This window comes from Nitrospinota bacterium (assembly GCA_016217735.1).
GTDB lineage: Bacteria > Nitrospinota_A > UBA7883 > JACRGQ01 > JACRGQ01 > JACRGQ01.
Window position 1 is genome coordinate 1 of record JACRGQ010000019.1, and the last position, 14146, is coordinate 14146.

The 14146-nt window shown below is 61.0% G+C and carries 16 protein-coding genes; 7 read left to right on the forward strand and 9 right to left on the reverse strand.

Translation table 11 applies throughout. The features are described from left to right. The 3 genes from HZA03_02940 to HZA03_02950 form a co-directional block, all read right to left on the reverse strand. A partial coding sequence (locus tag HZA03_02940; protein ID MBI5636908.1) for a hydrogenase expression/formation protein HypE occupies positions 1-171 on the reverse strand: 171 nt, incomplete at its 3' end. Further along, a complete protein-coding gene (gene hypD / locus HZA03_02945; protein ID MBI5636909.1) occupies positions 158-1267 on the reverse strand; it encodes a hydrogenase formation protein HypD in 1110 nt (369 codons plus the stop codon). The genes hypD and HZA03_02940, both read right to left, overlap by 14 nt. After that, positions 1264-1503, reverse strand: coding sequence for a HypC/HybG/HupF family hydrogenase formation chaperone (locus HZA03_02950; GenBank protein MBI5636910.1), 240 nt, complete (start codon positions 1501-1503; stop codon positions 1264-1266). The genes hypD and HZA03_02950 overlap by 4 nt, the downstream gene beginning before the upstream one ends. Before the next feature lie 227 nt (positions 1504-1730). Between HZA03_02950 and HZA03_02955 the strand changes: the two genes are divergently transcribed. Then, a complete protein-coding gene (locus HZA03_02955; protein ID MBI5636911.1) occupies positions 1731-2411 on the forward strand; it encodes a TetR/AcrR family transcriptional regulator in 681 nt (226 codons plus the stop codon). A gap of 2 nt (positions 2412-2413) precedes the next feature. After that, on the forward strand, positions 2414-3898 hold the full coding sequence (locus HZA03_02960) for a hypothetical protein (GenBank protein ID MBI5636912.1): 1485 nt from the start codon (positions 2414-2416) through the stop codon (positions 3896-3898). A 200-nt stretch (positions 3899-4098) separates the two neighbouring features. Here HZA03_02960 and HZA03_02965 read toward each other — a convergent pair whose 3' ends face one another. Both HZA03_02965 and pncA read right to left on the reverse strand, forming a co-directional pair. Then, positions 4099-5538, reverse strand: coding sequence for a nicotinate phosphoribosyltransferase (locus tag HZA03_02965; GenBank protein ID MBI5636913.1), 1440 nt, complete (start codon positions 5536-5538; stop codon positions 4099-4101). Next, entirely contained in the window at positions 5535-6173 is a 639-nt protein-coding gene (gene pncA, locus HZA03_02970; protein MBI5636914.1) for a bifunctional nicotinamidase/pyrazinamidase, read from the reverse strand. Before pncA ends, HZA03_02965 begins: the two co-directional genes overlap by 4 nt. Before the next feature lie 152 nt (positions 6174-6325). On the opposite strand from pncA, the gene HZA03_02975 reads away from it, so the two are divergent. Genes HZA03_02975 through HZA03_02985 form a run of 3 tightly spaced genes read left to right on the forward strand, consistent with a single transcriptional unit; the run spans position 6326 to position 8134 of the window. Beyond that, a complete protein-coding gene (locus tag HZA03_02975; protein ID MBI5636915.1) occupies positions 6326-6970 on the forward strand; it encodes an MBL fold metallo-hydrolase in 645 nt (214 codons plus the stop codon). Beyond that, positions 6967-7857: a site-specific tyrosine recombinase XerD gene (xerD, locus tag HZA03_02980; protein MBI5636916.1), complete on the forward strand. Its 891-nt coding sequence runs from the start codon at positions 6967-6969 to the stop codon at positions 7855-7857. Before HZA03_02975 ends, xerD begins: the two co-directional genes overlap by 4 nt. A gap of 1 nt (position 7858) precedes the next feature. Beyond that, positions 7859-8134 (forward strand): hypothetical protein, encoded by a 276-nt coding sequence (locus tag HZA03_02985; protein MBI5636917.1) that lies wholly within the window; start codon positions 7859-7861, stop codon positions 8132-8134. A gap of 58 nt (positions 8135-8192) precedes the next feature. Here HZA03_02985 and HZA03_02990 read toward each other — a convergent pair whose 3' ends face one another. Next, a complete protein-coding gene (locus tag HZA03_02990) occupies positions 8193-8588 on the reverse strand; it encodes an STAS domain-containing protein (protein ID MBI5636918.1) in 396 nt (131 codons plus the stop codon). A gap of 156 nt (positions 8589-8744) precedes the next feature. On the opposite strand from HZA03_02990, the gene HZA03_02995 reads away from it, so the two are divergent. Further along, the gene (locus HZA03_02995) at positions 8745-9320 is read left to right on the forward strand and encodes a class I SAM-dependent methyltransferase (GenBank protein ID MBI5636919.1); all 576 of its coding nucleotides are present in this window, start codon (positions 8745-8747) and stop codon (positions 9318-9320) included. Between the two features lie 307 nt (positions 9321-9627). Beyond that, on the forward strand, positions 9628-11619 hold the full coding sequence (locus HZA03_03000) for a response regulator (protein MBI5636920.1): 1992 nt from the start codon (positions 9628-9630) through the stop codon (positions 11617-11619). A 155-nt stretch (positions 11620-11774) separates the two neighbouring features. On the opposite strand, the gene ndk is transcribed toward HZA03_03000, so the two are convergent. The 3 genes from ndk to HZA03_03015 form a co-directional block, all read right to left on the reverse strand. Continuing rightward, entirely contained in the window at positions 11775-12191 is a 417-nt protein-coding gene (gene ndk, locus HZA03_03005; protein ID MBI5636921.1) for a nucleoside-diphosphate kinase, read from the reverse strand. Then, positions 12188-13060, reverse strand: coding sequence for a 2-oxoacid:ferredoxin oxidoreductase subunit beta (locus tag HZA03_03010; protein ID MBI5636922.1), 873 nt, complete (start codon positions 13058-13060; stop codon positions 12188-12190). Before HZA03_03010 ends, ndk begins: the two co-directional genes overlap by 4 nt. Further along, the coding region (locus HZA03_03015; GenBank protein ID MBI5636923.1) for a 2-oxoacid:acceptor oxidoreductase subunit alpha at positions 13060-14146 on the reverse strand (1087 nt) is incomplete at its 5' end. The genes HZA03_03015 and HZA03_03010, both read right to left, overlap by 1 nt.

A 14146-nucleotide genomic window follows, 5' to 3' on the forward strand; every position in this document is an offset into this window, starting at 1 on the left:
CGAATCGGTGGAGACGGCGATCCGCCCGGCGATGGGGGGCAGCAGCGCGCCATCGGAGAGCGACAGTAAAAATTCGTTTTCAAAGTGCGGCAGGAAAACCCGCGCCACCAGTTCGGCGCTGGCCGTTCCGCCGCCGCCGTGGGCCAGCGTCACCACTTCAGACTTTGGCATGCGCCGCCTCCGCGTGCGATCCGCCGAAGCGGTAGTAAACGGAGCAGGTTCCCTCGTCCGACACCATGCAGGCCCCGATGGGGTTTTCCGGATTGCATGCCCTGCGGAAGAGCTTGCAGTCGGCGGGCTTTTTCATGCCGCGCAGGATGGAGCCGCAGATGCAGCCGGGGGTCTCTTTCTCGTCGCCGTCGAAGCTGATGCCGAACTCGCGCGCGGCGTTGTACCGCGCATACGCCCCTTTGCAGGTGAGGCCGCTCATCGGCACCGGCCCGATGCCGCGCCAGACCGCGTCGCACGGCTCGAAAATATCCGCCAGCAGCTTTTGGGCGTGGGCGTTGCCCGCCCAGGTCGCCACGCGGGTGTATTCAATTTCGGTCTCCGCCACGCCGCGGTTTGCCTGCCGCACGATCATGAGTACGGACCGCAATATATCGACCGGCTCGAAACCGGAAACGATGCACGGCTTCCCGGCGCCGGTGAGCGGCTTGTAGATGTCCGCGCCGGTGATGGTGGTGACGTGGCCGGGGCAAATGAAGGCATCCAGCCGCACTTCGCCGTCCAGCAGCGCCGCCAGTATCGCGGGGGTTGTCTTGTGCGCCGAGTAGATGAAAAAATTATCCGCCTTCGCCGCCCGCGCGTAGCTGATGGCGGCGGCGGTGACCGGCGCGGTGGTCTCGAACCCCACGGCGAAGAAGACCACTTTTTTGGCGGGCTGCTCCAGCGCCAGCTTCACCGCGTCGTCCGGCGAGTAGACCACGGCCACGTTGGCTCCCTTCGATTTCGCCTGTTGCAGGCTTTCGCGGGTGCCGGGCACGCGTATCATGTCGCCAAAGCTGGCCAGCACCGCATCGGGCCGCCGCGCGATCTCGATGGCGGCGTCGATCTCTTTTTTGGTGGTGACGCAGACGGGGCAGCCGGGGCCGGAGATCATCTCGATCTGCTCCGGCAGCATTTGCGGGATGCCGTATTTCACCAGCGTGATGGTGTGGCCGCCGCAGAACTCCATGATGCGGAGCGGCGTTTTGGATTCGGCGTGGATGGCGTCCGCCACTTTCTTCGCCAGCGCGCCGTCGCGGAACTCGCTAAGATATTTCATGCGGGCTTCCCGCCCAAATCGCCGATCCCCTCGATTTCGCCCAGCAGGTCAAGCGTTCGTTGCGCCTCTTCCCGGCTCAGCACCGATATGGCGCAGCCCGCGTGGATGATGACGTAATCCCCCACGCCCGCTTCCGGCACCAGCATCAGGTTCACGTCGCGGCTCACGCCGCCGAGGCGCGCCACGCCGCGAAATTCGCTTTTCTCAACCAACTCCATCGGAACCGCAAGGCACATATTTTATCCCCCCGTCTATGGATACTTCATGCTATCACATCGCCACGCAAATAAAATCCGGCCAGGAAAATGGATTTCTCCGCAGCTAAATTCCATTCTGGAGGCAAAATAACGGGAAAAATTATCGTGCGCCGCCAGGCAACATACAATAACACATTAATAAATAAAGCATTTTATCTAAAAATATACTATTGACAAAATATATACTAATGCCTAATAATATGGCCATGAAGAAGAAAGAGTTGTCTCTCAGGGAAATCAAGTTCGCAAGAACGAAACTTGCGCTTCTGGATGCCGCGCTCGCGCAGCTTCCCGGAAAGCCGTTTGACGAGATCACGCTTGGTGAAATATGCGCCGCCGCCGAGGTTTCATATGCCACCTTTTTTAACTACTTCGGCAAAAAGAGCGATCTGCTGTTTTACTTCATCCAGCTTTGGAGCATCGAGGTTTCCCACCATGCGCGCGGCATCGAAAAGGAGGCGGGGGGGGTGAAGGCGATAGAATCTATTTTTCAATACACCGCCCGGCAGTGCGGGAAAAGTCCCGAAATCATGGGCGAGATTGTTTCCTTCCTCGCGCGGCGGCGGGAAAAGGATACGTCGGCAATAGCGCCGCTGACCGGGGCCGAAAAGCGGCTGCGCTTTCCGGACATTGACGACTTTGAAGGTCTGGCCGAGATGGGATTGCTGTCGCTGTTCCCCGGCCACATTGAAACGGCGATAAGGAAAGGGGAACTTCCCCCCGGCACGAATGTGCAAGAAATGGTTCTGGCCCTCGCCGTTATTTTCCAAGGTGTGCCGGTAACCCTGGGCTTGGCAGGAGCACAAAACTATGCCGCCGCCTACCGGCATCAATTGCGCCTGCTTTGGGCGGGAGCACGCGCGACGTTAGAGGAGGATTTATCATGAAAATGCAAACGACTCGCGATACTTTTCCACTCCCCGCGCCGGAACAGGCGGAAAAAAATAATTCCGCGCCCCCTTTCTGGCCGTTCATGGCGGCGGGGAGCGCGCTGTTATTCCTTTCATCGATGCGTTTCGGCGTGGCGGAGTTGGGCTGGATAGCCTTCGCGCCGTTTTTGGCCGCGATGTATACGGAAGGGGGACTGAAGCGCCACCTCCGGCTCTTCGCGGTGATAGCCGTGGCCATGACCCTCACGGTGGGCAAGATCGTTACCGATCAGGTTCCCTGGTTCATGGCGCCGATGTTCTCCATACCGGGCGCCGTCTTTTGCTTCGCCACCATCTCGCTGGCGGCGGCGGCCCACCGGCGGCTGGGCCTGCGCTGGGGCATTTACCTTTTCCCCGCGTTGGCGGTAACGATGGAGTGGCTGCAATATTCCTTTACCGATGGCGGCTCGTGGGGGGCGCTGGCCTATACGCAGTTGGACAACCTGCCTCTTATCCAGCTTGCCTCGCTCACCGGCATTACCGGTGTTTCATTTCTTGTTGGGCTAGGTTCATCGTTGGCGGCGGCGGCATATACGGTTGGGCCGCGCGCCGTGAAGCGGGACTTTCTGCTGTTTGCGGCGTTGACCACAGCCGCGCTGGTATATGGCCAGTTGCGGCTGTCGCAAGACGCCCCCGGCGTTCCGATGCGCGTGGCGGCCGTCTCTTCCCCCTTGGGGGCGAAAGAAGTCATGGCGGCGAAAAACGATATTTCCGCTTTGCGGAAATACGACGGCGAGTTTTTTGCCCGCACCGAAAAGGCCGCCGCCTTGGGAGCCAAGACGGTTGTGTGGAACGAGGCGGCGACGATAATGGCTCCCGCCGATGAGGCCGCCTTTACCGCGCGCGGACAGGCGATGGCGAAAGATAAAGGGATAATCCTCGTCATGGCATACGGTGTGCTCCTTTCCGCCGATCCTTTCCACTGGGAAAACAAGTACCGGATGATCCTGCCGGACGGCACGGTGGCGGACGAATATTTCAAGCGCCACCCGGTTCCCGGCGATGGGCATGATGCCGGAACGAAGCACGCGAAGGTTGTCCCGATCCCCGGCGGCGCGCTGGGCGGCGCCATCTGCTACGATTTCGATTTTCCCCGCATCGCGCTCGACAACGCGCGTGACGGCGCGGGGCTGGTGCTGCTCCCTTCCTCCGATTGGAGGGGGATAGACCCGATCCATTCCCGCATGGCGCGGGTCAATGCCGTGGCGGCAGGGGTGTCAATGGTTCGTTCGGTGCGCGCCGCCACATCGCTTGCCACCGACCAGTACGGCAGGGAGTTGGGCAGCATGCGTTATTTCGGCGAAGGGGACGGCGTGATGGTGGCCGCCGTTCCCGCGCAAGCGGTGCCGACGCTCTACGCCAAGACCGGCGACGTGCTGCCGTGGCTGACGCTGGCGTTTTCCACCGTCGCCATCGCGCTGCTGGCCCGCCGCAAACATGCCTGAACTGATACCGCTTTATCCTCGATCCCGAAGTTTCCTCCCCTCACTTGAGGGGAGGATTCAGGTGGGGTTAAAGTAATAGCCGTTGTTCCGATAAAACAGGCTTGGTGCAAAATGCCCCAACCCCTCCTGCACCTCCCCTTGCAAAGGGGAGGGATCATTTATTTGATGAAAAGGGTTAACCGGCAGGCGCAAGCCCTCCCTCACGGATTCTCCCGCATCCGCAGACGGCGCGTCGCCTCGAAGAGCGACTGCCCCAGCGAAACCTTATAGATGTGCGGATTCAGCAGGCGGCGCATGGTGGGATGCAGCGTTTCCAGCCCGGCGCGGCAGGCGGCGCGAATCTCCGCCAATGGCCGCGGCGGCGCAAGGCGCTTGCCGTCCATCATCACCAGCTTCAGCAGCGGCACGGCGGCGGCGATATCGGCATAAAACTTCCGCTCGTATTCCAGGAAGGGGTGATACCCCCACACTCCTTGCGTGAAATCGTGCCGCTCCCCCTCGAAGTCGATGAGGTCGGCCATCATCCCGCCATCGCGGTCAAAGAGCCGCCACACCTGCTTGACGCCGGGAAGCGTCGACTTGCCGATGTTCTCGCTCAGCTTTATTTTCATCGCCATCGCGCCGCCCTCCGCCTCCACCGCCGCCAGCTTGTAAATGCCGCTGAACGAGGGGCTTCCCTCTGCGGTGACCAGCTTGGTGCCGACGCCGAAGATGTCTATCTTCGCGCCCTGCGATTTGAGGTCGTGTATGATCCGCTCGTCAAGCTCGCCGCTCGCCACGATCTTCACATAATCGAGGCCCGCCGCGTCGAGCATCTTCCGCGCTTCGACGCTTAGATAGGCCAGATCGCCGCTGTCAAGCCGGACGCCGCGCAACCGGCTCCCTTTCGCCGCCAGTTCGCGCCCCACGGCGATGGCGTTCGGAATGCCGCTCTTCAGCGTGTCGTAGGTATCCACCAGCAGGATGCAGCTATCGGGATACAAACCGGCGAAAGCGCGGAAGGCGGCCAGTTCGTCCGGGAACGCCATCACCCAACTGTGGGCGTGCGTGCCGCTCACCGGGATGCCGTGGATTTTTCCCGCCAGCACGCAGGAGGTGGCGGCGCAGCCGCCGATGTATGCGGCGCGGGACGCGGCCAGCGCGCCGTTGGGCCCCTGCGCGCGGCGCATGCCGAATTCCAGCACGTTGTCGCGCCCCGCCTCCAGCGATATGCGGGCCGCCTTTGTGGCGATGAGCGATTGGAAATTGACGATGTTCAACAGCGGCGATTCCACGATCTGGCACTGCTCCAGCGGACCGCCGACCCGCAGCAGCGGGGCCATCGGAAATACCGGCGATCCCTCCGGCACGGCATGGACTTCGCCGGTGAAACGAAAGCCGCGCAGGTGATCCAAAAATTCGTCCGTGAAAACCTTCCGTTCTTTCAGGTATGCGATGTCGTCCCCGCCGAAGCGGAGGTTCTCCAAAAAATCGAGCGCGCCGTCCAGCCCCGCCGCGATTGAGAACCCGCCGTTAAACGGTTGCGTGCGGAAGAACAGGTCGAACGATGCGCGCCGCCCCGCCAGCTTTTGGGCAAAATATCCCTGCGCCATCGTGAGATGGTAAAAGTCGGTGAACAGGCCGGAATGCGGAGCGTTCATCGTGCCGCCGCCGCGATATCGGCGGATGCGATGCGGCGCACCCCCGCCTTTTCCATGCCGGCCCATGCCGCGGCCACCGAGCCGTTCACAGCTATGCCGCGGCAGGCGTCTTCGATGACGAAGGTTTCAAAACCGGCGCGGCGCGCATCGATGGCGCTGTACGAGACGCAGAAATCGGTCGCCAGCCCCGCGAGGAAAATCCGCCTGAAACCGCGCGCGCGGAGATAGCCGTCAAGTCCGGTGGGGGTTGTGCGGTCATTTTCAAAAAACGCGGAGTAGCTGTCTATGCGTTCCCGGAATCCCTTGCGCAGGATAAGTTCGCAGCGGGTGATGGCCAACGCGGGATGAAACTCCGCGCCGCGCGTTCCCTGCACGCAGTGATCGGGCCATAGAACCTGAACGCCGTATGGAAGCTCCGCCGTATCGAACGGTTTTTTTCCGGGATGCGCCGAGGCGAACGAGCGGTGGCCCGCCGGGTGCCAGTCCTGCGTGGCGATGACGCGCGGGAACCATCCCGCCAGCCGGTTGATGACCGGCACGACCGCGTCCCCCTCCGGCACGGCAAGCGCCCCGCCGGGGCAAAAATCGTTCTGCACGTCCACGACAACAAGGACGTCGCTTTCGACCGGCGCCATCACCATAAAATTCCTTTCCGGCCATACCGGTTGAGGAGCAAGGCATTACCACCTTTCTTTATTCTACGTCATCCCGTCCCGTTCGCGCATCCCCCGCTCCAATGCGGCGCAAAGTGGTATAAAATAGGCGTTAAAAATACGGGGGAAACGGATTGAAGATTGAAATTATCACCGTCGGGCCGATAGACGTGAACTGCCACATACTCTATTGCGAACGCCACAAAGCCGCCATCATCGTCGATCCGGGCGACAGCAGCCGCCGCATCATCGACTTCCTCAACAGCCGCGAGCTGAAACCGAAGCTGATCGTGAACACCCACTGCCATCCCGATCACACCGGCGCGGTGGCGGCGCTGACGGCCCACTACGAGATACCGTTCCTCTGCCACAAGGATGACGAGTGGATGGCGTACGACGAAGGGATGATTCAGTTGGGGCGCTACTACGGGGTGAAGGCGATGCCGAAGGCCGACGGGGCGGTGGAGGACGGCGAGATGATCTCTTTGTGCGGCGACTTCATGATACAGGTGATCCACACCCCCGGCCACTCCCCCGGCGGCATCTGCCTGCTGGCGAATGGCAAGCATCTTCTCACCGGCGATACGCTTTTTCAAGGCTCCATCGGGCGCAGCGATCTCACCGGCGGCGATCACGATCTGTTGATCGACTCCATCCGCCAAAAACTGCTCGTCCTGCCGGATGAGGTTATCGTGTACCCCGGCCACGGCGAAACCAGCACCATCGGCGACGAAAAGCGGCACAACCCGTTCCTGCGGCAGACCGAAGGCTTCGCATGACCCACCCCCTGCTGGACGAGTGGCTGGAACACCTCACCGTCGAGCGGAACCTTTCGGAAAACACCGTCGATGCCTACGGCCGCGACGTGGCGGAGTTTCTGGCGCACTTCAAATCACCTTCGGCCCCGGGGCTGGAGCAAATCACCGCCGCCGAACTGGTGGGCTACTTCAAAACGCTGCTCGATAACAAGATCGCGGCCCGCTCGCGCGGGCGGAAGCTCTCGGCCCTGCGGATGTTCTACCGCCATCTCGTGGCGCAGAAGCATGTGAACGCCGACCCGACGCAAAACATGGAAAACCCCGGCGCGGCCAAGCACCTGCCAAAAGTGCTGAACAGCAGGCAAGTGGACGCCCTGCTGGAGCAGCCCGACCAGGACGCGAAGGAGGGCTTGCGCGACGCCGCCATGCTGGAACTGCTCTACAGCACCGGCATGCGCGTATCGGAACTGGTGAACGTGAAGAGCGCCGACCTCAACATGACCGGCGGCTACATCATGACGATGGGGAAAGGGGCGAAGGAGCGGATCATTCCCATCGGCGAGCGGGCGCTGGATGTGGTGAAACGGTATTGCGAAAAGGCGCGGCCGCTCTATATCAAAAAGACGAACCCCGGGGCGCTCTTCCTCACCAGGCTGGGAAAGCCGATGACGCGCCAGATGTTCTGGCAACTCATAAAAAAGTACGCCGGGAAGGCCGGCATCCCCGCGCGGATATCGCCCCATGTGCTGCGCCACTCATTCGCCACGCACCTGCTGGAGCACGGAGCCGACCTGCGCGCCGTGCAGATGATGCTGGGGCACAGCAGCATGACCACCACGCAGATATACACCCACATCAACCGGACGCGGCTGGCCGGAATCCACGCCAAAGCGCACCCGCGGGGGTAGCGTGGAATACATCTACGCGCTCGCGCTGCTGCTGGTACTGGCGCTGGCGGCTTCGGTGGCGGTCTATTTTTATGTGACGCGCGCCGAAGAAGCGCCGCCGCAAAAAAAACCGGCGCCGCAACCCGCGGCGGGAACGGCAAAGGCGGAGGCGGCCGGGAAAGAACCCCCCTATCCGCTGCCGCCGGAACTTCCGCGAACCATCGCCACCATCAAGCAACTGGCGCAGATGGATCCCGATATCGTGGCGAATATCTGCAAGCGCTGGCTGCGGCGGTAAATATCTCTCGGTGGGACTGACACTCCTCCGTCATCGGCCCTGGGGGCCAATATCCTCTTCAGCTTTTTTCCTTCGGCTTTCGGCCCCGTTTTTTTGGCGGTTGAATCAAACCGGGGAAAGCCGTTTTCAACGCTTCCACCGCATCCTCTTCCCGTTCATGGACGGTAAAGTGATTGCCAAGGCCGGCCATCGCCAGCAGCTTCAGCACCGTGGGGTGCAGGCAGCAGAGCGCCAGCGCCCCGCCGCCGCGCTTGAGAATGCCGTGGCGGCGCACCAGGTATCCCACCGCCACCGAATCGGCCATGTGCGCCCCCTTGAGGTTCACCACCGCACACGCCCTCTCGCCCGCGGCATCCAGCGCGGATTTCAGTTCTTCCAGGGAGTCGGCCATCAACTTTCCCCGCACGCGAAAAACGCGGAATCCCTCCGGCGTCACGTTCACTGAAACGGCCATACATCTCCCATCCCGCGAATTTATGGATATATCGATTAAGGTAGTAAAATAACCGTGAAATGTAAAGCGCGTTACGCGGCGGCGATGTGTTCCGCGCATTGGCGCAAAATTTAAGTGGCGCATTGAACAAAGTGGCCGATCATCCGGAGGTGGCGCATGGGCCTGCTAAGAAAATTCGACTTGCGTGATGTGGACAAACTGCGCCGTCCGGAGCGGCTGCAACGGGAAAACCCCGAAGTCATTTGGGAACAGATGGCGCTGGACAACCCCGAGGTGTTCGTGGACATCGGCGCGGGCATCGGCTTCGCCGCGGTTCCCTTTGCGCGGAAAATGCCCAGGGGGAAAGTCTACGCATGCGACCTCGCGCAGGAGATGCTCGATATCCTCCGGGCCGAATCGGACGCCGCCGGGGTGAAAAACATCCATCTGGTTAAAATGGAGGAGGTAAACATCCCGCTGCCGGACGCCATAGCCGACGGCGTGCTGATGCAGAACCTCCACCACGAGCTGCACCACCCGGTTGCCAGTTTGGCCGAATGCCTCCGCATCATGAAGGACGGCGCCAAGATCGCCATCATCGACTGGAAGAAGGAGCCGATGGAGATGGGGCCGCCGCCGGAACTGCGCGTCGCCGCCGCCGACATTGAAGGGCATCTCAAAGAGGCGGGTTTCGCCTGGGTGACGCACAACGAAGTGCTCCCCCTGCACTACTTCATCATCGGCGTGAAATAACCGCGCGCCGTCATTTGGGGGAGCGGAGCGGCGAAGCATCCCTTTCTTCATTCCCCCGGCGGGAGTCTCCGGAAGGGAAATAAACCACGAAGGACACGAATAATCAAAACTTATTTTTTCCCGCATCCCGTCCTCCCCATTCGCGTCATTCGTGCTATTCGTGGTCAAAAACCTCTTTCCGGAAAGAGATGCTTCCCCTTTGGCACAGGGATAACAGCCGGATATTTCACCTATTGTGTTAGAATCAATGGCAATTTGAGGGGAGAGCAATGTGGACAGCTATTCTTTTGCCAATGAATTTGCAGCTTTGAAAAGAAAAAGGGACAAGGAAAAAGAAGCCGGGAAAGCCGTCCCCGCTTCAAAGCCTGCCTCGGCGCAAGAGACGGCAGGACAAGACGGCGCCAGCTTCCCCATCGTCGGCATCGGCGCGTCAGCCGGGGGGGAGAAGGCGCTGCTGGCCGTCGGCGATCTCAAGCTTATCGAAGCATTGGCCCTTGGCCGCATGGGCCACTGGGAATATGATCCGGCCACCAACCGCACCGAGTGGTCCAGCACCATGTACGAAATCTTCGCGCGGGATCCCCTCCGGGGGCCGCCATCATCGAAGGAAGAAGAGGGGTATTTTACCCCGGAACAGTGGGGCAAGCTGCGCGGCCATATGGCCCGCGCCCTGGCGGAAGGGACGGTGTTCTCCTACGATTTCGATGCGACCGTTCCCGGGCGGGGCGTTGTTTTCCTCACCGGCACCATCACATCGTTCGAGCAGCCGGATAGCGGCGTGAAAAAACTGTTTGGCGTGGTGCAGGACATCACCGAGCGCAAGCGGATGGAAGAAGCGCTGCGGACAGGCGAGCAGCGGCTGAGTTTTTCCGCCCATGCCGGCAAATTGGGCGTGTGGGAACTGAATGTGGCCACGGGCATGGTCTGGAGCTCGTTGCGCTGTAACCGGATTTTTGGATACGAAACTGCCTTGCCGGAGTGGACTTACGAAACATTTCTTAATCATGCGTTGCCGGAAGATCGCCCGCTGGTTGATGAAAAATTCAAAGAGGCGCTTTCAACGTGCGAGGATTGGGATTACGAATACCGCATCCAGCGCAAGGACGGAACCATGCGCTGGGTTAAGGCGCATGGCAGGACGGAATGCAACGAGCGGAATGAGCCGGTTGTGCTGTTCGGCCTGGTGGAAGACATCACCGAACGCAAAGCGGCGGAGGAGAAGCTGAAAGCGGCGAAGGAGGAGGCGGAGGCCGCCATGCGGCTGGAAGAGAAATTTGTTTCGCTGGTGGCGCATGACCTGAAAAGCCCCCTCGGCCACAACATCCTCGCCTTGAAGAACCTCCGTTCCCGCCTCAAGGATGAGGGATCGGCCTTCGCCGATGACCCGGCCCTGACGCTGGTCATCAACTCAAACGAGAATATGCTTCAAACCGTCCGCGGCCTGCTGGATTTGAGCCGCATAAAATCGGGCGCCATCTGCCCCCGTCCCGCGTTTGTCGACGCGCGCCACCTGGTTCAATACGCGATTGACATGGAAACCGGCCCCGCCGCGCGCAAACAGATAATCGTGCTCAATGCCGTCCCGCCCCATACCCGCCTCTATTGCGACATGAAACTGACTCACGAGGTGTTGGCGAACCTCATCTCGAACGCCATCAAGTTTTCCAAAAAAGGGGATTCCATCACCATCGGCAAAGGGGCCGGCGAACCCGCCTCCCTTTTCGTCGCGGATACGGGAACCGGCATAGCGCCGGATCATCTGGCCATGCTTTTCAAATATGACGCGTCAAAATCCACCAACGGCACGGAAGGGGAGATCGGCACCGGCCTTGGGCTTCCACTGTGCAATGAACTGATGAAAGGGCAGGGAGGTTCCCTCCGCATCGAATCGGCGCCGGGCAACGGCACCACGGCGGTGATCAGCTTTCCGCATGCCGTGCCGAAAGCGCTGGTGGTGGAAAACGCCGATGCCGACATGGGGCTTGCCCGCATGCTTCTTAAAAGTATCGGCATCGAGGTGATTGACGCGGCCGGCGGGGAGGAAGCATTGCGGCTGATGGAAAAAGAGCTTCCCCATCTGGTTCTTATCGATGTCAACCTGCCGGATATCGGGGGGCTTGAGGTCTTGCGGCGCAAATCGGACAATCCGAATATCGCCATGATTCCCGCGATCGTCATCACCGGAAACATCGATGCCGATATCGCGGAGGGGGCGTTCCGGCTCGGCGCGTCCGACTTCATTAAAAAGACGCTGCAGGCGGAAGCCCTTGTCGCGCGCGTCCGAAGAATCGTCTCCTGATCCCTTTTTTTGGCATTCCCGCGAAGCTTGTCCCCGCGTAGGCGGGGAGCGGGAACCCGAAAATATTTTCAAAGCCCCGGGAAGATACAGGGGGTGGGGATACGGGCAAAAAAAATCCCGGGTTCTTGCGGAACCCGGGATGTATTGGAACGGTATCAGTATTCGAGCGCGTTGAAGAAGAAGGGGACTTCGCGCGCGGCCGACGTTTCGCTGTCCGAGCCATGCACCGAGTTTTTTTCCAGATCGACGGCGAAATCCTTGCGGATGGTGCCGGCGTCGGCCTTTTCGGGGTTGGTGGCCCCCATCAGCGTGCGCCAATCGGCGATGGCGTTTTCCTTTTCCAGCGCCAGCGCGATGATCGGGCCGGTCACCATATAGCCGGTGAGCGACGCGAAGAACGGCCGCGCCGCGTGTTCGGCGTAGAACGCCTCGGCCTGCGCCTTGGTGAGGCGGATCTGCTTCATCGCCACGATCTTGAAACCCTTCGAGAGGATGCGGTCGATGATCGCCCCCTGTTTGCCGCGCTCCAGCGCGTCCGGCTTGATGAGGCCCAAGGTCAGTTGCTTGCTCATGGTTTGAACCAATCCACCGCTATGTTGATATCCATGTTTTTATCCGCTTTCTGTTTTTTGTTGATGGCGCGCAGGTTTTCCACCATGGTGGGCTTGCGCGTTTGGAAGAAGATGCCGCTGTATACTTTGCCCGCGGGCGGGTTGAAGGCCTTGTCGAGCGCCGCCACCAGGTTGCCTTTGTCGTGATCCTCGGGCAGGTCGGTGAACGCCGCTTTGAAGAAGTCGGTGGTATCCACTTTGTTGAAGGTGAGGCAGGGGGACATCACGTTCACGAACGAAAAGCCCTCGTGGTTGAGCGCTTCCTGAATGATGGCGTCCATCTGTTTCGGTTTTCCGGAGAAGCCCTGCGCCACGAAGGTCGCGCCGTAGGTCAGCGCGTAGGCCAGCGGATTTACGTTGTTGGTATCGGGTACGCCGTAAGGAGTGATCGTGCCGAGGGAGCCGGGGGTCGAGGTGGGCGAGGACTGCCCCTTGGTCAGCCCGTAAATGTGGTTGTCCATCATCACCAGCGTGAGATCCATGTTCTTGCGGGCGATGTGCGGGAAATGCCCGCCGCCGATGGAGAACAGGTCGCCGTCGCCGCCGAACACCACCACTTCGAGGTCGGGCCGGGCCAGCTTTACGCCGGCCGCGACCGGCAACGAGCGGCCATGGGCGGAGTGGAAGCCGTAGGTCTTGAGGAAGTACGGAAGGCGGCTGGAGCAGCCGATGCCGGAGACGCAGACGGTGCTGTTCAGCGGCAGCTGGTGCGCCGCGAAGGCGTTTTGCACCGAGTTGAGCACGCCGTAGTCGCCGCAGCCGGGGCACCAGACGGCGCGTATATCGCTGCGGTAATCTTTCGCTTTCAGGGCTTCAGTGGTGGCAGCCATCACATTACCTCCTTGATTTTAGCAAGCAGTTGTTGGGGTGAGAACGGCAGGCCGTTGTACAACCGGTAGCTTACCGGATTGATGCCGGTCTGGCCGCGGAGCAGCTCGGCGAGTTGCCCCTGCGCGTTGCACTCGGGAACCAGTATCGTCTTGCAGGTGGCGGCAAATGCCTTTATATGCTCCACCTGCATCGGCCAGATCAAGCGCGGGTGCATCGCTTTAACCTTCAGCCCGGCGGCGCGGGCCAGCGTCACCGCTTCGCGGGTGACGCCCATGGTGCTGCCGAATGAGATGACGCCGACATCGGCGTTGCCATCACCTTGAAGTTCCGGCGCGTGGTATTTGTCCACGAGTGTCTTCAGCTTGGCGAAGCGCTTGTCGCAGTGCTTCACGCGGTTCTCGGGGGTGAAGTTGGGGTTGGAGGATTCGTTGTGCTCGAGTCCCGTGGCGATGTAGGCCCCCGCCACGTCGTCACCCGGCAACGACATCGGCGAAACGCCGGTCGGGGTGACCTCATACCGCTTGAACCCCGCGCCGCCGGTGTAGCGGGCGCGGGTGACATGCTTGAACGATTTGGGATCGGGCCGCGTGATCGATTCGGTGCGGAAGCCGAGGGAACCGTCCGAAAGAACCAAAACCGGCATCTGGTATTCCTCGGCCAGGTTGAACGCCTCGGCGGTGAGGTTGATGATGTCCGCCACGTTTTCGGGCGAGAGCACGATGCGTGGCGCGTCGCCGTGGCCGCCGTGGCAGGCCATGAACAGGTCGGATTGTTCGTGCTTGGTCGGCATGCCGGTGGAGGGGCCGCCGCGTTGCACGTCGACGATGACCAGCGGAAGCTCGGCCATCGAGGCGAGGCCGATAAGCTCTTGCATCAGCGAAAGGCCGGGGCCGGAGGTGGAGGTCATTGCCCTGGCCCCCGCGTAGGATGCGCCCAGCACGTTTGCCAGCGAGGCGATTTCGTCTTCGGCCTGCACCAGCGTGCCATCCAGCTTTGGCAGCCATTGCGCCATGTAGTTGGCTATTTCGGTGGCCGGGGTGATCGGGTAGGCGCTGAAGAACCGGCAGCCGCCGAGAACCGCGCCG